Origin of the sequence: Trichocoleus sp. DQ-A1, assembly GCF_039961955.1 — a bacterium.
Lineage (GTDB): Bacteria > Cyanobacteriota > Cyanobacteriia > Cyanobacteriales > FACHB-T130 > FACHB-T130.
This window is the reverse complement of the sequence record NZ_JAMPKE010000014.1, coordinates 128,230-147,072: the sequence shown is the minus strand read 5'-3', so window position 1 is coordinate 147,072 and position 18,843 is coordinate 128,230. Positions and strand designations below refer to the sequence as shown.

The window sequence follows — 18,843 nt, the reverse complement described above, 5'->3', positions numbered from 1 at the left end:
TCAAAAATATCGGGATGCACTCCGCATCGCCGCTTGAAAGCACTTGGCGTGAGTTGTTTGAGTTGTTTGTAGGTCATGCGCCTTTCCTCCTTAACCTACTTTTTCCCACCTTCTTTCTATTCACGCAAGAGGTCTAATGAAGCGATTGCGAACTCAAGTTAATATAGTCGGCTGGATCTGCATAGTTTTTAAGCACCCAGGCATTTAGTTGTCGCACCGTCGATTGCCAATCATCCGGAACTGGCATAGGTCTGCAAAAGAAGAGTGCAGCACCGAAAGCGGCAATTTTTTGGTGATTGAGAATGTTGTAGCCGCACTCCAAAGCCATCAAAGGTGCAACGGCAATTTGGGTGTTGCATAATATAGGGATAAAGGGTATTGCTGAATGCAGAGATGTTTAGGAAAATACCTGTATTGAACGATACTTTAAGTAGTGAAGTAGCAATCGAACCGAATGAGCCAGCATTTCTGCTGATTTCGAGTAACACAACGTCTTCCGATGTAACCGGGCTAAGTAATGGCGTAATCGAGTATTTTCATTCTCTACTCGTGTCATATAGGTCTTACTCACAATCTGGTCTCCATCGGGGATAAAGCCTGGATAAACGGGGTTCCCATCGGTGACGTAGAAGTAGCTTTTCCAAGCCATAACCCTTACCCAAAGAGGCTTAAAGGTCTGTGCACTATGATCTCCCAAGACCCACCCCAGGATGCCCTGAGTGAAGTGATTCACTGCCGTCCACAGCCAGATTTTGTTTTTTTTTGAGCCAATATAGGTCTCCAGTTCATCCAGTTCCCCAACCTCAGGAATGGTCGGTTCTGGTGGAGCATCAGGAAGTTGTTCCCCAGTTTGTTTGACCCAATAAATGACGGTGGTGTGATGCACTCCGGTTGCTCGTTCGATTGCCCGAAATCCCATGCCATTGACATAGAGGGTAAGGCAATGCTGTTTGATTGCCTCAGAATACCCTTGAGGGGGATCGTAAACGTCAATAAATTGGCGATGGCAACGGGTGCAGATATGATTTTGTTTACTCCCACGTTTCCCGTTTTTTCTGATCTCCGTAGAGCCACAGTTTGGACACTGCATCGTAGTCATGCTGAATTCATCTTTCTATTATGCAACGCCGATAAAGTGTCCTCATTGCAATTCTACCACCATCAGTAAGAACGGTCATCAGCGCGGTAAACACGCATTACATTTGCCGTGGCTGCGGTCGTCAAGCAAGTGGAGTCTTACTCCCAGAAGGGATATTCTGATGAAATAAAGCAGCGATGTCTATCCATGTATGTTAAGGGAACGGGTTTTCGTGCCATTGAACGGCTGACCGGAGTCAATCACAATACCATTATGGATATGATCATTCTTGACCGTTTGAGAAGATGCACTTCAGGGGACAGGGCGGCATGCTAAGACAGCATCAGCACGATTCTACTTCTCTATCATTACATTTTTGGCACTACCCTCATTTTTAACCTAACAGCATTTATAAAGGCGATCGCGTAAAATGAAGGCACTTGAATTCGCCCGTGAAGACATCAGTTGTAATACCTTCACGAGTGCTACTATCTCGTTAATTGATAACTGTATCTTCTGCGTGCAAGCAGTGTTTTTTTCGATTAGACTTCCGTAGAAAGACCGCGCAGAATGTACCAAATGCAAAGAAACTTATCGTAGCTGTTGGTTCTGGTACAGACGTAATCGATGTAATTCCAATTGGACGCTGAAGATTACTGTTAGTTGAGACAAAGACTGCACCTTGATTACCTGCCGAAGGTTGAGCATTCCCTGTTACGCTGTCATATCGTAGAATCGCTCCATAATCGTTTTTGGTAAAGTCAAAACCAACAGTAAAGAGGGTATTTCCAATGAAAGTCAGATTGCCAATAAAGTTATTGCTAAAACCTCCAGGGATTGAAGTATAGTCAGTTGGAATGGTCGCTTTTAATGCTCCTGAATTAATGTCATAAGCCCGAAGTCCATTTGCAAAGTCAGTTGCGAACAAATCTCCCTTGGCGCTAAGTGCTAAACCCAGAAAACTGACGAAGTTAAAACTGTTGGGAAGTGGAGTAGCTGAATCTACTAGAACAGCAGACTGTTTCGTTTTAATGTCATAACTCAATATTTGGCTGGGAAGTCCCTGGCTAAAGTCAGGAACAAACTCTCCAGGTGAAATGATGCCATCTGTGTTAGCATCACCAGCTATGGCAACGCTACCCTGAGTAGAAACGAGCAACTTACCATCAGGTGTAAATAACAAATCATTCGGGCCATTTAAACCACCGGGCAATCTATTTCCTGAAGCAAAGACATCTACAAATGCACCTGTTGTAGCGTTATAACGCAAGATTGTGTCTGTAAGAAAGCTACTCACATAAAGATAGCCATCAGGCCCAAATACCATACCATAGGGACGAGTTAGATTTCCCCCTGAAGCAAATACATCGATGAATGCACCTGTCTTGCCGTTGTAGCGCAATATCTGTCCTGTAGAACTACTACCACTGCTGATATAGAGATTTCCATCAGGACCAAATACTAAATCATCTGGGTTAGATAAGCCACCACTACCAGGGGCAATAAAATCACCCAAAAACTTTCCTGTCTTATCGTCATAACGCACTACATTGTTGGTTTTAGTATTACCAATTAATAAGGCAGCATCTGCTCCAGAAGCTCCAAGGTCTAAAATGGCAGCTGTACTTAAAGTAATTAAAGCTGACAGGTTCAGTAGCTTGATGAATGGTTTAAATGTAAAAGTTTTAGTTTTCATAAGGCTCCTCCCATAGATTTAGGCTTGTATCTGTTAGACAAAAAATACCTCAAATTTGTCAGTGAAAGCGTAGCTTTACGCAATATTTACCGTATTGTTGCGTAAGCTTTACAGAAAAATGTTATTAATTAAACTTGGGATACTGGCGTAAGGTGGAGGAACACCCTTCAGCCCAGCAAACGGATTTTGGAGCGAGTAGGGATGAAATGAAACTGAAATTAACGATCTATCAGAAAGCTAGGGAGTGCTTAATGTTACCGCAAAACGCACTGGTGAACGGACTGATGGTGAAGAGAAATTTGATTCGGTGACACTTGCGATCGCATCTGGTACATGAATGCGTTTTCACAGGTTGTGTAGTCTGTCAAGTTACTTCTAGATAACTCTCCTTGCGATCGCTCTTAAATACTATTTACAACCTGACGCTCCTATATTTTGGGATATTTACTCTTAATCAGGTAGTTATGTTAAGTTTATTCGCTAAATCTTACAGTTTTTTACGCTTTCGTAGGTTTAATCCTAAAGATTGATGCTAGTCAGAAGGTAGGATAAAACAATGTTCTCATGGTGAGAAATAAATTTACATCTTTCTGATAACCCGGTTTATCCCATTTCTCACATTAAACACAGACTAGCTATCGAAGCTGAACCAGGAGAACAATCCGATCGTTGTCTCCGGAGTTCACAAAAGTAGAAATTGCCGTAGTACATAAGCGATCGCGCAGTGTACCGGAGGTAATCGCCAAGCGATAGCAAGCTACCACGATAGGTTGCTTGCTATCGCTTGGCAGGCTTTGCATTTCAAAGTTCGCATGGATGAGCAAATCGAAATCAATTTTACTTTGCATTTGCGTTTGACTTAGGGATTAACAAATGACTATTCACAACAAACCTGTTATGCCTAAAGCCAGCACATCCTATGTGCTGATGCTGGCGCTGGTAGCTGCGATTGGCGGCTTTTTATTTGGTTTTGATACTGCCGTAATTAATGGTGCGGTAGCCGCTTTAGGAAAAGATTTTCAAGCCGGTAGTGTGGCAACGGGATTCGCTGTTTCCTCCGCACTCTTGGGTTCGGCGGTGGGAGCCTTCTTTGCCGGACAGATCGCCGATCGTTACGGGCGGGTAAAAACGATGATCGTCGCATCTATTCTGTTTTTGATCAGCGCCGTGGGTTCTGGTATTGCCTTTAATATTTGGGATTTCATGGTTTGGCGATTGGTGGGCGGGGTAGCAGTTGGTGCTGCGAGCGTTATCGCCCCCGCCTACATTGCTGAAGTCTCCCCTGCACACCTGCGCGGACGCCTGGGTTCTCTGCAACAACTTGCGATCGTGACCGGGATCTTCATCGCCTTGCTGTGCGACTACTTCATCGCTGTCGCTGCGGGTTCCGCCGAAGCGCCCTTCTGGTTCGGGATACCTGCTTGGCGTTGGATGTTCTGGACTGAGATCCCACCTGCCATTGCCTATGGAATAGGCGCACTGAGGATTCCAGAATCACCCCGCTACTTGGTGGCTCAAGGACGGGACGCAGAAGCGGCTTCGGTTTTGGCAAAGGTTTTGGGTGGAGATGTTGAAGCGAAAGTACAGGAGATTCGGCAGACGGTATCGCGGGAGCGCAAACCTCAACTGTCCGATCTCATGGGTCGGCATGGCTTACTCACGATAGTCTGGGTTGGTATTGGGTTATCTGTTCTGCAACAGTTGGTAGGGATTAACGTGATTTTCTACTACAGCAGCGTGCTGTGGCAGGCGGTAGGCTTTTCCGAGAAGGATTCGCTGTGGATTACGGTGATTACCAGTATCACCAATATTGTGACAACGCTAGTCGCGATCGCTTTCGTGGACAAGTTTGGACGCAAACCTCTGCTGATCCTGGGTTCTCTGGGCATGACTCTTACCCTAGGAACGCTGGCGGCAACTTTTGGCAGTGCGCCCCTAGATGCCGCCGGGAACCCCTCCCTAACTGGAAACTCTGGCATCACTGCCTTGCTAGCTGCTAACCTCTACGTCTTCTGCTTCGGCTTCTCTTGGGGACCCGTCGTTTGGGTGATGCTAGGGGAGATGTTTAACAATCGGATTCGCGGGGCGGCACTATCCGTCGCTGCTGCGGCTCAGTGGATTGCCAACTTTGCGGTGTCCACGACCTTTCCCCCTCTCAAGGATGTGGGTTTAGGCTTTGCCTATGGCTTGTATGCGACTGCTGCGGCGATTTCCTTGTTCTTCGTGCTGCTGCTGATTAAAGAAACCAAGGGTAAAGAACTAGAGGAAATGGTGTAGTATCGACTTTCACCGCAGGTTCTTTGGTTATCGGCGGTAATTGAGCAGAGTGCGATCGCGCTAAGTTTTAACCAGCATCCTTGCACCACCCTATTTAGTAGAATTTGCACCCAGTTGCAGCGCATAGAGATTGGCATAAACACCTTGTTGAGCGATGAGTTCTGCGTGAGTACCTCGTTCCACAATTTGTCCTTGCTGAATCACTAACACTTGATCGGCTTGCGTTACTGTACTGAGGCGGTGGGCAATCACGAAGCTGGTGCGATTTAGGAGGAGACGCGCGATCGCATCCTGCACCAGCGCTTCTGTGCGAGTATCAATACTACTGGTAGCTTCATCCAGAATCAAAATTCGGGGGTTAATTAATACAGCACGGGCAATACTTACCAGCTGTCGCTGTCCTTGGCTCAGAGGCGCACCCCGCTCTCCCAATTGAGTCGCGTATCCTTGCGGCAAGGAAATGATAAATTCATGCACATTGGCTAATTGCGCCGCTGCTTCAATATCCGCTTGCGTGGCGTGGGGACAGCCGAAAGCAATATTTTCTGCAACTGTACCGCTAAACAAAATATTGTCTTGTAAAACAATGCCAATTTGACGGCGCAAACTCGCCTGCGTCACGCTCCGTACATCAATCCCATCAATTTTAACTGCGCCCCCAGACACATCGTAGAAGCGCAGAATTAAGTTAATAATCGTACTTTTACCCGCTCCAGTTGGTCCCACCAATGCAATCATCTGTCCCGGTTGAGCGTGCAGATTCACCCCTTTGAGTACGAGTTGAGTAGGGGTATAGCCAAATGTCACCGCTTCAAATCGCACCTCACCCTGAATAGGCGGCATCTCAGTCGCATTCGGTGCATCATTCAGTTGCGAAGGTTCATCTAATAGCAGAAAAATCCGCTCCAAACCTGCCATCGCAGATTGAGCTTGGGTGTAAAACTGGCTGAGAATTTGGATAGGGCGAAAGAACTGCTGAACGTAGAGTAAAAAGGAAGTCACCACCCCCACAGTTGCGGCTCCTGTTACCGCCAGATAGCCTCCATACGCCAGCACTGCGGCGGTAGCTAATGTATTGAGAAAATCAATCGACGGCAAAAATGCAGCCGTAATTGCCACTGCTTCAACGTTCGCATCACGATTGGCTGCGTTGACAACATCAAACTCTTCAATATTGAGTTGGATGCGATTGAATGCTTGTGCTTCCCGGACACTGCTGATACCTTCTTCTAGCTTGGCGGAAAGATCGCCGATTGTCTGCCGCGTCACGCGAAATCTCGCTCTTGCCCAGCGGGAAAACAAGCCAGTCGTGAAAATCATCAATGGCACCGCTAAATTGCTCAGCAAGCCAAGTTTCAGATCGATTGAGAGCATGGCAATAATAATGCCAATTAAGCTGAACGTGTTGCCCAACATTTGGGCAATCGTCTGTCCAAATGCTTGATTCACTGTATTCACATCATTCAGCAAGCGGCTCATCAAATCACCCGCTTCGCTGCGATCGAAAAAGCTGATCGGAAGGCTTTGGATTTTGATAAAAATATCTTGCCGCAGTTGAGCCAGTACGCGCTGCACGATCGAACCCACGCGCATAATCTGTCCTCGAATTGCCCAAACACCGAGGATGTAGATCAGTCCCAGTACCCCCAACATCAATAACAATCCCCGCAGATTTCCCCGCGTAATCAGATTGTCAATAGACCAACCAATCAAGAAGGGGCCAATGGATTGCGTTGCAGCCCCAATCGCCACTAAGGTTAAGGCAATGGGAATTTCTTTCCGATAGGGTCGGAGATATCGTAAAAAGCGCCGCAGGGTTGAGAGTTGGTGAGTTGCTTTTTGCTCGGATGCGACAACGGGACCTGGGACTCTCATGCTTTTTTCCCAACTTATTTTTTCACTTCGCTATCGTATCGTCTGGAAGGACTCTCTCAAACCTACATCCGTCATAGCTCACTGTTTGTTATGGCATAATTTGACATTATGTAGGGTGTGAGGCTTGGAGGAATTCTTATGACCTGGTGGCTATAGTACAGTCAGCGAGTATTTTTGCAAGTTAATCCGTCAGGGTCGAGCACGAAAAGCGAAGGAACGGCTGGAATCAGTTCTACTGGAAGGGTTAGAGTTCGCTCCGGCAACACCAATGACAGACCAATACTGGGAGAATGTGCCTCAAGCAATACGCGATCGCATTTCTCAGCGAAATTAAGAGCTTACAGATAGTTGAAGTCACAAATGCAATATTGACGAAGGATTTGTGAGATCAAAGCACCCTTTTAGCTTATCGTATGACAGACCTTGCTTCAAAGGACAGCCCTGACTTACTTTCTGTAGCTCAAACAGCTTTGCTGCTATGCGTAACTCGTCAGCGAGTTCACGACCTGATTAAGAATGGTCAGATTATAACTCGCAAACTTGGGTGTTACTACTACATAGAAGCTACTGAGTAGAGAGATATAAGAATCAACGGTAGTGCATCAGGTTATTGTTGGGAAGGTAGCAAGATCATGCCAACTCCAAGGGTGGTCAGCCAGTCCAGCTCGCTGAGCCGCCGTTGTCTTCAATCGACTATGCTGCCAAATCCAGTTGAAGTAACTCACCACGAGTCGCGTTGTTAGTGACGGAAAGCTCCCACACTTTGCCAAATTTGTTTTGTCTACGATGCCACCGACCTGTTTGTTGCCTCGGTTGTGACCTGTTCAACTTGGTTGTTATGAACCAACTGAGCTTTGGCACTCGATGAGCGAACAATACTCACAACCGTGTTGTAAGCCAGTCCACTGATGCGACTAATCCCTCGTAAACTGGTGCCTTCGCTATGAGCCTGTAGCACTTGGTGGATTTGCTTTGGGTTAACATGAGGAAGTTTAGCTGATGGCGACAAGGAAATGGTAACTTAAAGTAGAGGTGCGATCGCACCAAACATTCTTTGCTCAGATCCCACCCCAGAAACCCGCTTTCTAGCGCCATTGCATCATCCCCCCCAAAAAAATAGCCGCGCTTTCCACTGGGAAAAACACGGATTGTGCTTTAATTGGTTTGACAGGTTTGTTGCAACTGTTAGCCTAACCCTTCTGTTATTGAATCGGTTTAGGTTGTTAAGTTATGCTTTAACTGTCGCTTTTTGTTGCTGTTTGCGCTTCAGCATGGAACCAGCACCCATTGCACCTAATGCCAGCAAGCCGAAGGTAGAAGCGGGTTCGGGGACGGTCGCAGGCGGTGTCGGCGGTGTCGGGACATAATCATTAGTTGTCATAGTAGCCCACAGCGGATTCACAGAGTTGCCTCCCCCATTCCAACTGAACCAGGCCAAATTGGGTTGACCCCAGCCAGGTGCGTCTGCGTTCCACACCCCTGTATTTAAGTCAAAACTACCAAAACCAAATAAATCGTTCAAATTAAGATAAGCCCCCTCCAAAGGTAAAGAGGTATTAAAAGAAGTAAGTTCATTTTTGGTCAGAAGGCCATCTGAATCATTGTCAAAGCCTTCTACACTTCCAGTTCCATATTCCTGCTGATTATAATTCCATACGAATGAGAAGTTAAAAGAAGCTGCATTAGCTGGATTTGCTTTCATGGAAACTAGGGAAACAGCGCCAACAGCGACACCTAACACTAACTTCTTCAGAATGTTTGCAGTCATGATAGTTGAGGTAGCCATTTTTCCGATCTCTCCAAACAAATTAAGGTTGACAGTGAGAATTACTCTAGAAGTACGATTCGCGAAAACCTTCGGATTAGTAGAAACTACCCATCAATATCTGTAAAAACTTACTGTAGTTAGATAATTTCGCGCTCATTAGAGTGTCATCACTGAGAACAGATTGGCATACCCCGATCGGTGAAGTCAACGTTTTGAGCCTATCTTCATCAAAAAAATATACCTAAAGATAGATAGAAATATCGCTAACAGGACTTAAAATCCAGCCAAAACACTGATGTTCAGGGGCTTTCATCCGTCATAATACGTAAAAAGTTGTGTTTAGACTCGATAAATTTGGCACATAAGTATTGACAAATGCAAATTATGTGCATTCACACTTGCGTGAATGTCACCTACAGGCGAATTTCCGGCAAGATGCCGATCTACGACGTTCTTTCGTCAGTGTGGGGAGGGATACGTAGGCTCTAGCATCTTGGTGGTACATAGAAGCTTAGCTTAGCAGCGATGTTTCATTCACCGAAGTAGGTGCAAAAGAAACCCTGTTTCTGGACCAACAGAAATCAAAATAAAGTTGGAGTGTATAACTTATTACTCCTACCCATGCCTCAATCAACGTGACAGCACTGGCATGGCTGAACACTGGGAAACCCACGGAGCTAGATGCTCGACAATCACGACTTTTTTAAACAATCCCAGCGTGAACTATGTCAATCCTAATGCCAAGTTTCGATGGGAAAAAATGAAGTGTTTTAGGTTGAGGAATTGGGGCATCAACTCATGATCACGGGGAATTGGACCGGAAATGAGGTGAGGGAAGAATGTCACAAATTGACTGTAGGCGATCGGGTTGGTGTCTAGGGTTTTGCCGCGATTGGTGTCCACCAAATAAGCAATCGGGGTAAAGGTGTAGAAGGAGATACCTGGAGGCAAGGGAATTGCAGGAATACTCCAGCCTGTATTGAGCAGTTGATTGACCACAGTCATGGCAAAGCTGGCATACTTGTAAAAGCCTAGGAGCACGAGGTTGAGGCAGATACCTAAGTCGCGATCGCTTGCCTAATCAGCCTACTCACGGAGTAGTTAACAGCGATCAATCCCAACAACACGGGTAGGAAGGTGATGCTCCAATAACTGTAAAACGCGAGGGAGGCTAGCAGTAACCACGCGATCGCTACCCAGATCAAGCGAAATTTTTTTAGGGCAAAAAAGCCAATTAGAGTAATCGGTAAAAAGCAGAAGATAAAGGTATAGGAGTTAAATAGCAAGAGAATCGGGCGGCAAGATGAATTAATTGTGCCCCGATTATAGCAGTTCTCTTCTCATATGGTGGGAGTAATGCTGCTGCTCCAGACGTTCAAATAACTCTTCTAGAATCGCAATTCCACTCAACTGAGAACCGCATATTATGATTGTGTTTATCAACTTGTTCGCTTTACCTGCGATTCTAAAATTGCCCCGTAAAGTGGACTATTTTGCATCAATTCTTCATGCGTTCCTTGCGCCATTAGTCGTCCTTGATCCATCAACAAAATCCGATCGGCATTCCGCACGGTACTAATGCGTTGAGCGATCGCAAAGGTCGTGCAAGCCTTTTGGCGCATCAGGCGATCGAGTTCCTCCTGAATCTGGGCAGCGGTTCTGGCATCTACGGCAGAGGTGCTGTCATCGAGGATGAGAATGCTGTAATCTGTCAGCAATGTGCGAGCGATCGCGATCCGTTGCTTTTGTCCGCCCGATAAGCCTACACCCCGTTCTCCAACAATCGTTTCGTAACCATCGGGCAAGCTAGTAATAAAGTCGTGCATTTGCGTGGCTTTTGCGACTTCAATGACTTGCTCCAAGTCTGCATCAGGCTTAGCATAAGCAATATTCTCGCGGATGGTGCCAGAGAACAGCGTGGTTTCCTGAAATACAATGCCAATATGCGATCGCAAGCTTGTTAGGGTGAAGTCCCGCACATCTCGTCCATCGATGCGAACTGACCCCGCCGTAACATCATAGAAGCGCGGAATCAGGTTGATAATGGTGCTTTTCCCGGAACCAGTCATCCCCAGAATGGCGATGAGTTCTTTCGGTTTAGTTTCAAAAGAAACACCTTTCAGGGCTTCTGTGGTGGCTCCTGGATAGCGGAACGAGACATTTTCAAATGTAATTCGACCGCCGCAAGTTTCAAAAGGGACAGCACCAGGGCGATCGCGAATTTCAATCTCTGCATCCACTACTTCATAGACTCGTTCGGCAGATGCTGCCGCTTGCGCGATCGCGGGAGCCGCAAATCCTATTAATAAAACGGGTTGAAGAATCAACAGCAAGTAAGAGTTAAACGCTACCAATTCTCCAATTGAAAACCGATTTTCAATGACCTCTGCACCCCCATAACCGATGACAACGACTGTCACCAAGTTACTGAGCAAAAAGATGAACGGAAAAGTATCGCGGATGGCGCGAATGGTCTTCATGTTGGTCACAATCAACGCATCATTCAGCGTCGTGTAACGCTTTGCTTCTGCTGATTCTCGGACAAACGCTTTTACCACTCGCACGCCCAGCAGGTTCTCTTGCAATACAGTATTCAGATTACCGAGTTGCTCCTGAACTTGCCCGAACAACCGGCTATTTTTGGTGAGAAATTGCGCCAACAACCACCCTGAGATGGGTACGACTGTTAGCGTAATCAGCGCTAGTTGCCAGTTCATTAACAGCAGGATGGTGGCAATGCTGACAAGTGTTATGACTGCACCGATCACTTGCATCAGGCTCGTACTGAGGAACGTGCGGATTTGCTCAATATCGCTAGTGACGCGAGTTAGCAGTTGAGAAGTCTGGGATTGGTCGTGATAGCTGAAACTGAGGTTTTGAATCTTGCTGAAAATCTTGTTTCGCAGATCGTAGGCAACCCCCTGAGATGCGGTTTCTGCCCAAAAACTTTGTCCGAAGTTAAACAAACCGCGCGCGATCGCAGCAACGACCATCCATCCAGCGCTGTAAAACACAATTTGGAGGTTTCGCTGGGCAATCCCTTCATCGATTCCCCAACGAAACAGTTGGGGAGTGACGGCATAAGCAGCCGTTAAAAGCAAGGAACTGAGCAACGCCCCTATCGAGATCCAACGGTAGGCGATTAAACTTCCTAGCACGCGCTGAAGCGGCTGCATCGATGACTTGTTTTGGAGTTCTGATTGCTGAACCAATAGAATTTACCCTTCTGTATTTAGAAAAGTCTCTCCTGACTAAGATTAACTAAGATTCGATAGAAAAAAGCTGCAATCCTCAAGGACAAGCTGCTTTGCATAACCGTCGCCTCACGCCTCACTCAAGTCGCGATCGCATCATGCACCAAGCCGTAAGCCGTCACAATAGAATTCTGGGGCGATCGCATTCCCAGCTTTAAAAGCGCAGACTCACCGAAAATCAAGGATTTTATAACCTGCGTAGCCAGGTTTTGTTTGTGTGCTTGCGATCGCTGTGCGGTTTCAGCCACCAGGTTGCAAGATGTGAGGAAACCCACCCACGCCAATACGTCATCTACCCACCTGATCGAAGTCACCGGAGATCTATAGCAATTCTCGTTTGGGTGCCATACATCTATAGCGGCATAGCAATTAAAAAGCCTCTATCGAACGTTAGAACCGCCATTTACTCCACCTAACTGAAAAATGCTGTATATGCGATCGCAATCTTTCCCGGTCGTCCCACGCTCAAAGCATTACACTGAGTAACTTAAACTCTGGCGATCGCTTTCACTTTCCCTAATTTCTCGGAGATAAAAGCTTTATTTATTCTTAATTTTTTTATAAATCAGTGATTATACGGTGAACATTTATGATTTCAAAAATGTACTGTGTAATGAGATGTATCGAAAATCTAAAATTTGGTTTCGGTAAATACCATATTTAAGGTTATAAATGTAACCTTGCATCGGTTGATTTGAAAGGGAAGTAGTCCTCTATATCTCCAAAATGCCAGATATGGTTCTGCCATATTACTTGGTAAGTAATTTGCCAACTTTTAACCCTTGAGCAGCATCTATGAAACTCAATTGCAAGCTTGCCCTCTACTCCTTTCTAGCTCGGTTCGGACTGCTTAAGAAAAGCTATACCGCCAAAATTATGTTGGTGGCATTTTTAGGCACTCACGTACCACTTTTAACCTTATTGATAACTTTCGTTATTTCAAACTCTTATTCCTGGGAAATGACAGTGCGAGTGCTGGTGATTGCTCTGTTGGCTACCTTAGTGGGTACAGCAGCTACTCTGTATGCACTACGCCACCTCCTCGCCCCAGTCATTTTGACATCTGCTGCATTACAAGACTATTTGAATACCAAAAAGTTACCCGAACTGCCTACAGAATTTGCCGATGAAGCAGGCACATTAATGGCAGATACCTCACAAACTCTTCATAAGTTAGATGAATTAATTCACTACATCAGCAACTACGATGGACTGACTGGATTACCTAATCGGGATTTATTCTGCGATCGCTTGCATCAGATAGTATCCCAATCTGAAAACAACCAGCGGCTGGTAGCAGTGCTTTTGTTGGGTATCGACGATTTCACTGATATGAGTCATACATTGGATCGGGAAACCTTAAATTTGCTGTTAAGAGCAGTTGCCCAACGTTTGACAACCTGTATGGGTCAAACAGAGATTTTGGCTCATGTGAGTGGAGATGAATTTGCGATCGCGCTAACGGAAATTCCCTGCTTTGAGAGCGCGATCAAGCTATCCCAGTTGCTAGTAAGTACGCTGGCAAAACCCTTCTTTTTAGAGGGTAGCTCGATTCGGATTACCGCCAGTATTGGTATCGCAATTAATGACCTAGAAGATCGCAATGGTGTGGATAAACTGTTGCAACAGGCTCGTCTGGCGCTATATCAGGCGAAACAACAAGGACGTAGCCAATATCAGTTCTATTCGCCAGAAGTGAATGCTCAGTTGCAGGAACGACTGGTATTAGAAAATGAATTACATGGAGCGGTTGAGCGCAACGAAATGGTGGTTTATTACCAACCCTTAATTGATTTGCATACCAGAAAAATCACGGCAATGGAAGCCCTGGTTCGCTGGCAGCACCCGACGCTAGGGTTGGTTTCTCCAGCTAAGTTTATTCCCATTGCAGAAGCAAATGGTTCGATCGTGCAAATAGGAGAATGGGTTTTGCGAACTGCTTGCGCCCAAACTCGTGCTTGGCAGCTTGCCGGATTCCCTCCAATTCGGATATCGGTAAATCTGTCAGCTCGACAGTTTGAACAACCAAATCTAGTCGAAGTCGTCAACCAAACCCTTGAGGAAACCGGGTTAAAAGCATCTTACCTAGAACTAGAAGTGACTGAAAGCCTCCTCATGGGGGACGTTCAGCGATCTGTTAACACTTTAGAGCAATTACGAAACCTGGGTATCTTGCTGGCTCTGGATGATTTTGGCACCGGCTATTCCTCTCTGAACTACTTGAAGCGCTTTCCCGTTACCATGCTCAAGATCGATCGGTCATTTGTGCAGGATGTGACATCTAATCCTGATAGTGCCGCTGTAACCGATGCCATCATTGCCCTCGCAAAGAGCCTGCGGTTGAACATTACAGCAGAAGGCATAGAAACCCAAGAACAGTTTGACTACTTGCAAAGACGGGGGTGTGAAGAAGGTCAGGGGTTCTACTTTAGCCGTCCTGTCCCCGCTGATGCGATCGCCCAAATGCTCCAAGAAAGTTTTCAGCAAGCCGTAGCCTAGAGAAAATCTGGCTAGCTGTTAGAGTGCCTCCTTTAATCTCTAGAGATCGCACTTGTTTCGTATTGGGTGAGTGCGATCGCTATCCTCATCAAGGTATCTTTGCTGCTAGATGAAGCGGGTATTGCGATCGCACTCACTTTTTACCTAGATGAAGCGGGTATTGCGATCGCCCTCACTTTTTACCTCACCCAAATTTACACGATACAGCAGAAAGGTGAGAGAGGCTCTATGTGCGATCGCACTCCACATACCAACAAACGAGATCGCATCGGCTGTTACTGAAAACTGTAGTTTATCTACTCTCCTGAGAAATCATATACCGAAAGTTTAAGTCTTATAGAGAGTTAAGTAGTTACTTATCCTACATTTCTGGCTCGAACCTGTAATGAATGTTCAAATATATTTAGCGAAGCCTGAGGATTTGGAGAGGATCTTGGAACTCCAAGCGAGTTCGCTTAAGCTTTTAGCATCTCAAGAGTACAATGCTAGGCAAATTGAGTCTTTAATTAGAAGTCAGAAGTCAGCTAGATCAGAATATAAGGAGATAGTATTCGTAGCATATTTCCATTCTAAACTAGTTGGATTTGCCTCTTTGTCAGTCTATACGTCTACAATTCATGCCATCTTCGTTCATCCTGATTTTAAGCGTCTAGGCATTGGCAAAAGGTTACTTGAAACTATGGAGCATACAGCGATCGAGAAGAAATACAGAACTCTTCATGTGATGTCATCCCTAACAGCAGTTAATTTTTATCGAGCGATGGGTTATAAGAAAACTCACAAATCTGGTTTTTGGTCCGAGGGCAAGACTTGGATACCATGTGTAAACATGCAGAAGCAGTTAATTCCTCTGACACCGAGGGAAAAATGGACTTGGCGAATCATTTTGTTCATTATTTGCTTAGTTGTTGTCAGGCTCCTGCGGGGTTAGCTAACGATAAACCTTAATTAGACTCCGCGATTGCCTACAGCACAAGCGAAGCCGATCCACACCATCCCCAACTTCCCTGCATAACCGTTGCAACTGATGTTCTTGGCTGGGAAAACAATAATCCAGCGATCCCTCTCCCTTCATCAAAAACGCGATCGCTTGTATAAATTGCTTTTAGTGGCGATTCATGTGGCGCTGTTTAGCGATCGCTAAATTGCAGATTCATGCAATTTACATCTGCTTAAAATTCTGTAAGAAGCGATCGCGATCATCATCAAGGTATCTTTGTTCGTATATCCAGGGTTTGTTGCGATCGCTCCCAACATTCATTCTCCACATTCAGAGTGTGCGATCGCTTTTGGCGTGCAACCACATCCACAACAACTCTCGATCCTCCACGCCTTCAGAAGGCGCAGAGCGATTGGGAGCCTTCGGTTTGGCTCTCATGAATTCCTAGTTGTATTGCAGAAGCTCCTCCATCTTTCTGATGGAATCTTTGTGCGCCTGCGGCTTTTTGTGTCGATGAACTACGCGATCGATATTGATACACTAAGCATGTAGGGATGAGTTCACCCCATGCCAGAAGCCAAACCTAGAGCGATCGCTAACGAAGACGATCTCATCCAAATCTGCGATCGCTCGCCAATTCTCACCAGTCTTCATGCGGGTTGGAATGGCATTTTCCTGGGACATTTCCGCACACCCGCCTTCGAATCTCCTGAAGTTTGCAGTCCCTTTTGGCATGGTCTTCTCATTTTCCCAAAAACCGATGCTCCAATTCAGGCACGGCGAACCCTAGACGGGAGAATTCATCACGAGCGAGTCGTTGAAGGGGATATTGTTATTACTCCTGCCCAGGTTGGTCATCGTTCTTGTTGGAATGCAGAACATGACTTTATTGTTATCGCTATTGCTTCGGATGTTTTCGCCCGTGCTGTTGACGAATCGGCTGAACCTTCTAACGTTGAACTCGTGCCCCACTTTGCCACATCTGATGGGCTAGTTCTGCAAATAGGACTTGCACTTCAGCAAGTGTTAGAAAACAATCCTAAAGGGAGTCGTCTCTATGCTGAGACGATGGCAAATGCTCTAGCGGTTCACCTATTACAAAACTACTCGGCACAGCAACCCATTCTACGTGACTATAGTGGAGGTCTTTCTAGCCGCCAATTACGGCAAGTCATTGACTACATTAACGACCATCTCGACCGAGATTTAGGTTTAGCGGAACTGGCGAAAATCGTGCAGATGAGCCCCCATTATTTTACTCGCTTGTTTAAACAATCAACGGGCTTGACTCCGCATCAATATGTGATTCGTCATCGAGTAGAACGCGCTAAAGAATTACTCCTCAACGGAGAACTCACCATTGCTGAGGTAGCTTACAGCGTTGGTTTTGCCAACCAGAGCCATCTCAACCGTCACTTGAAACGTCTACTAGGCGTGACTCCCAGACATATTCGACAAGGATAGCAAGAACGTACAAAAAATTGGACGAATCTACAAGACGCTCTGGAGTAGAAAGGTAATTCTAAGTAATGTAGAGTTACAAGCGAGTGGTCAATGGATACCGTCAAAATTCCTTCCGCTATTCTTGGCAGCAGCGCCACAGAAATTGCTCAAAAAATAGCGTCTGGAGAACTTTCTGCCAGCGCAGTCGTTGAGGCGCACATTCAACGCATTGAAGAGGTTAATCCTCACTTAAACGCTGTTATTATCCCTCTATTTGAGCAAGCGCGATCGCAAGCTAAAGCCGCCGATGAAGCTCGCTCTAGAGGAGAAACACTCGGACCCTTACACGGAGTACCCATCACCATCAAAGAGTCATTTGATGTAGCGGGGACTGTCTCCAACATGGGAATTTCTGCTCTCAGCCAAACGGCAAAGCAGGATGCGCCACTGGTCAAAAGACTGCAACAGGCAGGAGCGATTATTTTAGGTAAAACCAATGTCCCCCAGTTGCTAGCATCGAACGAATCGGATAACCCCATCTACGGTCGCACCGTGAATCCCTGGAATCCGGAACGCTCTCCAGGGGGAAGCAGTGGTGGTGAGGCGGCGATTATCGCGGCTTTGGGTTCGTGTTTTGGCTTGGGGAGTGATATTGGCGGCAGCGTTCGGATGCCTGCTCATGCCTGTGGGATTTCCAGCCTGAAACCCACATCGAATAGGTTATCGATGGTCGGTCACATACCCCTGTTACCCGGTCAAGAAGCGATACTGGCACAACCCGGCCCAATGGCACGGACTGTCGCTGACTTGAACCTGGCGATGAAAGTTCTGGCGGTACCGGGACAGGAAGCGTTTGACCCCAGTATTCCACCCGTACCTTGGCGCGAACCGTCTGATGTCAAAGTGGAGAATTTGCGAATCGCTTTTTTCACTGACAATGGCATCATTACTCCTTCCCCTGCCGTGCGACGTGCGGTGAGAGAAGCTGCTGTTTCGCTTGAAAAACGTGGTGCGATCGTCGAAGAGTGGACACCTCCAGACTTGCTTAAAGCTTTACAGTTATACCTCCAACTCTATGGTGCAGATGGCTTAGTAACCTCGAAAAGGCAGTTAGGTAACAGCAAACGGCATCCACAAATTAATCAGACCATTCAAACAGCTTCTCTGCCAAAACCTTTACTCAGAGTTATTGCCGCAATTTCTGGATTGATGGGTCAGTCGCTCATCGCTAAGCTTTTCCCTTATATGGGCGAAGTATCCGTCAGCGAATATTGGCAAACGATTGATGAACGTAACCGCTACCGTGCAGCTTTTATGGCAGCAATGGAAGCTAAACAATTGGATGCGATACTCTCTCCAGTTTGCGCTCTGCCAGCACTGACTCATGGCAGTAGTAATTATTTACTCCAAGATGCGACTTATACTATCCCGTACAATTTACTGGGTATGCCCGCAGGCGTGGTATCCGTCACGCGGGTGCGTCCGGGTGAAGAAAGCGATCGCTTACCTAGTACACAGTTAAGTGAGCAAACAGCTTCCAAAGTAGAACAAGGGAGTGTTGGATTACCTGTGGGTGTACAAGTTGCAGCGCGTCACTGGCGTGAAGATATTGTTTTAGCCGTGATGGCGGCAATAGAAGAACATTTCCAGTCGCAACCTGACTATCCGATTCATCCACCTGTTTAGGTTAGGCTGACATCTCCCTTGACCCCTATTTTCAAGAGAGATCGCAGTTATCGCTCTTGTGTCACTCCAGGAAAATAAAATAGTAGCCAATGGATGAAAGCCCTACTTAATGGACAATCTAGCGATCGCTTGCCTGATAGAAACTCATGTCATAGGCTCAAATGCTAAAACTAGCTTGCTGTAATGGTTTCAGCTTTCGCTCCGGTGAGAGTGATAAAAGAGCGATATATCCTCGATCCTTAGATGAATATTAGAAAAAATACTAGCCTGTTGGCTGCGATACTAAGTTGTTGGAGCAAAGAAATCACTAGAGTCAGACAAGTCAAT

General features: G+C 46.2%; 16 protein-coding genes and 2 pseudogenes. 7 read left to right on the top strand and 11 right to left on the bottom strand.

Features of this window, described 5'->3' with window-relative positions; translation table 11 throughout:
• Positions 1-133: 133 nt before the first annotated feature.
• Complete coding sequence (locus NDI33_RS15655; RefSeq protein WP_190673242.1) at positions 134-328, bottom strand: hypothetical protein; 195 nt, start codon at positions 326-328, stop codon at positions 134-136.
• Positions 329-397: 69 nt separating this feature from the next.
• Entirely contained in the window at positions 398-1,090 is a 693-nt protein-coding gene (locus NDI33_RS15650; RefSeq protein ID WP_190673239.1) for an IS1 family transposase, read from the bottom strand.
• A 40-nt stretch (positions 1,091-1,130) separates the two neighbouring features.
• Here NDI33_RS15650 and NDI33_RS15645 point away from each other — a divergent pair.
• Positions 1,131-1,354, top strand: a pseudogene (locus NDI33_RS15645) (IS1 family transposase); the annotation flags it as partial.
• 220 nt (positions 1,355-1,574) lie between these two features.
• On the opposite strand, the gene NDI33_RS15640 reads toward NDI33_RS15645, so the two are convergent.
• Positions 1,575-2,774 (bottom strand): PEP-CTERM sorting domain-containing protein, encoded by a 1,200-nt coding sequence (locus NDI33_RS15640; RefSeq protein ID WP_190673236.1) that lies wholly within the window; start codon positions 2,772-2,774, stop codon positions 1,575-1,577.
• Between the two features lie 635 nt (positions 2,775-3,409).
• Positions 3,410-3,622 carry a hypothetical protein gene (locus NDI33_RS15635; protein ID WP_190673232.1) on the bottom strand — a complete coding sequence of 71 codons (213 nt, stop codon included), beginning with the start codon at positions 3,620-3,622 and terminating at the stop codon, positions 3,410-3,412.
• 25 nt (positions 3,623-3,647) lie between these two features.
• On the opposite strand from NDI33_RS15635, the gene NDI33_RS15630 reads away from it, so the two are divergent.
• Complete coding sequence (locus tag NDI33_RS15630) at positions 3,648-5,051, top strand: sugar porter family MFS transporter (RefSeq protein WP_190673230.1); 1,404 nt, start codon at positions 3,648-3,650, stop codon at positions 5,049-5,051.
• A 90-nt stretch (positions 5,052-5,141) separates the two neighbouring features.
• On the opposite strand, the gene NDI33_RS15625 is transcribed toward NDI33_RS15630, so the two are convergent.
• The 7 genes and pseudogenes from NDI33_RS15625 to NDI33_RS15595 all read right to left on the bottom strand — a co-directional run bounded on the left by NDI33_RS15625 (position 5,142) and on the right by NDI33_RS15595 (position 12,262).
• Positions 5,142-6,926, bottom strand: coding sequence for an ABC transporter ATP-binding protein (locus NDI33_RS15625; RefSeq protein ID WP_190673227.1), 1,785 nt, complete (start codon positions 6,924-6,926; stop codon positions 5,142-5,144).
• Positions 6,927-7,528: 602 nt separating this feature from the next.
• Positions 7,529-7,908 (bottom strand): annotated as a pseudogene (locus tag NDI33_RS15620) (hypothetical protein); the annotation flags it as partial.
• Positions 7,909-8,154: 246 nt separating this feature from the next.
• Complete coding sequence (locus NDI33_RS15615; protein ID WP_199302304.1) at positions 8,155-8,712, bottom strand: PEP-CTERM sorting domain-containing protein; 558 nt, start codon at positions 8,710-8,712, stop codon at positions 8,155-8,157.
• Between the two features lie 705 nt (positions 8,713-9,417).
• Positions 9,418-9,699 carry a hypothetical protein gene (locus NDI33_RS15610; RefSeq protein WP_190673222.1) on the bottom strand — a complete coding sequence of 94 codons (282 nt, stop codon included), beginning with the start codon at positions 9,697-9,699 and terminating at the stop codon, positions 9,418-9,420.
• 53 nt (positions 9,700-9,752) lie between these two features.
• Positions 9,753-9,980 (bottom strand): hypothetical protein, encoded by a 228-nt coding sequence (locus tag NDI33_RS15605; protein ID WP_190412421.1) that lies wholly within the window; start codon positions 9,978-9,980, stop codon positions 9,753-9,755.
• A 153-nt stretch (positions 9,981-10,133) separates the two neighbouring features.
• On the bottom strand, positions 10,134-11,870 hold the full coding sequence (locus tag NDI33_RS15600) for an ABC transporter transmembrane domain-containing protein (RefSeq protein WP_190412860.1): 1,737 nt from the start codon (positions 11,868-11,870) through the stop codon (positions 10,134-10,136).
• A gap of 158 nt (positions 11,871-12,028) precedes the next feature.
• Positions 12,029-12,262, bottom strand: coding sequence for a hypothetical protein (locus NDI33_RS15595; protein WP_190673219.1), 234 nt, complete (start codon positions 12,260-12,262; stop codon positions 12,029-12,031).
• Positions 12,263-12,743: 481 nt separating this feature from the next.
• Between NDI33_RS15595 and NDI33_RS15590 the strand changes: the two genes are divergently transcribed.
• The 5 genes from NDI33_RS15590 to NDI33_RS15570 all read left to right on the top strand — a co-directional run bounded on the left by NDI33_RS15590 (position 12,744) and on the right by NDI33_RS15570 (position 18,516).
• Complete coding sequence (locus NDI33_RS15590) at positions 12,744-14,447, top strand: bifunctional diguanylate cyclase/phosphodiesterase (protein ID WP_190412419.1); 1,704 nt, start codon at positions 12,744-12,746, stop codon at positions 14,445-14,447.
• Between the two features lie 66 nt (positions 14,448-14,513).
• Positions 14,514-14,729 carry a hypothetical protein gene (locus tag NDI33_RS15585; protein WP_190673216.1) on the top strand — a complete coding sequence of 72 codons (216 nt, stop codon included), beginning with the start codon at positions 14,514-14,516 and terminating at the stop codon, positions 14,727-14,729.
• Positions 14,730-15,663: 934 nt separating this feature from the next.
• On the top strand, positions 15,664-15,939 hold the full coding sequence (locus NDI33_RS15580) for a hypothetical protein (RefSeq protein WP_190673211.1): 276 nt from the start codon (positions 15,664-15,666) through the stop codon (positions 15,937-15,939).
• 15 nt (positions 15,940-15,954) lie between these two features.
• The gene (locus NDI33_RS15575; RefSeq protein WP_190673208.1) at positions 15,955-16,851 is read left to right on the top strand and encodes an AraC family transcriptional regulator; all 897 of its coding nucleotides are present in this window, start codon (positions 15,955-15,957) and stop codon (positions 16,849-16,851) included.
• 90 nt (positions 16,852-16,941) lie between these two features.
• Positions 16,942-18,516 carry an amidase gene (locus tag NDI33_RS15570; protein WP_190673205.1) on the top strand — a complete coding sequence of 525 codons (1,575 nt, stop codon included), beginning with the start codon at positions 16,942-16,944 and terminating at the stop codon, positions 18,514-18,516.
• Positions 18,517-18,843 lie beyond the last annotated feature (327 nt).

Bases quoted from the DNA above. Each gene is read 5' to 3' on its own strand.
- NDI33_RS15655 (WP_190673242.1), bottom strand. From the start codon at position 328: ATGGCTTTGGAGTGCGGCTACAACATTCTCAATCACCAAAAAATTGCC.
- NDI33_RS15650 (WP_190673239.1), bottom strand. From the start codon at position 1,090: ATGCAGTGTCCAAACTGTGGCTCTACGGAGATCAGAAAAAACGGGAAA.
- NDI33_RS15640 (WP_190673236.1), bottom strand. From the start codon at position 2,774: ATGAAAACTAAAACTTTTACATTTAAACCATTCATCAAGCTACTGAAC.
- NDI33_RS15635 (WP_190673232.1), bottom strand. From the start codon at position 3,622: ATGCAAAGTAAAATTGATTTCGATTTGCTCATCCATGCGAACTTTGAA.
- NDI33_RS15630 (WP_190673230.1), top strand. From the start codon at position 3,648: ATGACTATTCACAACAAACCTGTTATGCCTAAAGCCAGCACATCCTAT.
- NDI33_RS15625 (WP_190673227.1), bottom strand. From the start codon at position 6,926: ATGAGAGTCCCAGGTCCCGTTGTCGCATCCGAGCAAAAAGCAACTCAC.
- NDI33_RS15615 (WP_199302304.1), bottom strand. From the start codon at position 8,712: ATGGCTACCTCAACTATCATGACTGCAAACATTCTGAAGAAGTTAGTG.
- NDI33_RS15610 (WP_190673222.1), bottom strand. From the start codon at position 9,699: ATGACTGTGGTCAATCAACTGCTCAATACAGGCTGGAGTATTCCTGCA.
- NDI33_RS15600 (WP_190412860.1), bottom strand. From the start codon at position 11,870: ATGCAGCCGCTTCAGCGCGTGCTAGGAAGTTTAATCGCCTACCGTTGG.
- NDI33_RS15590 (WP_190412419.1), top strand. From the start codon at position 12,744: ATGAAACTCAATTGCAAGCTTGCCCTCTACTCCTTTCTAGCTCGGTTC.
- NDI33_RS15575 (WP_190673208.1), top strand. From the start codon at position 15,955: ATGCCAGAAGCCAAACCTAGAGCGATCGCTAACGAAGACGATCTCATC.
- NDI33_RS15570 (WP_190673205.1), top strand. From the start codon at position 16,942: ATGGATACCGTCAAAATTCCTTCCGCTATTCTTGGCAGCAGCGCCACA.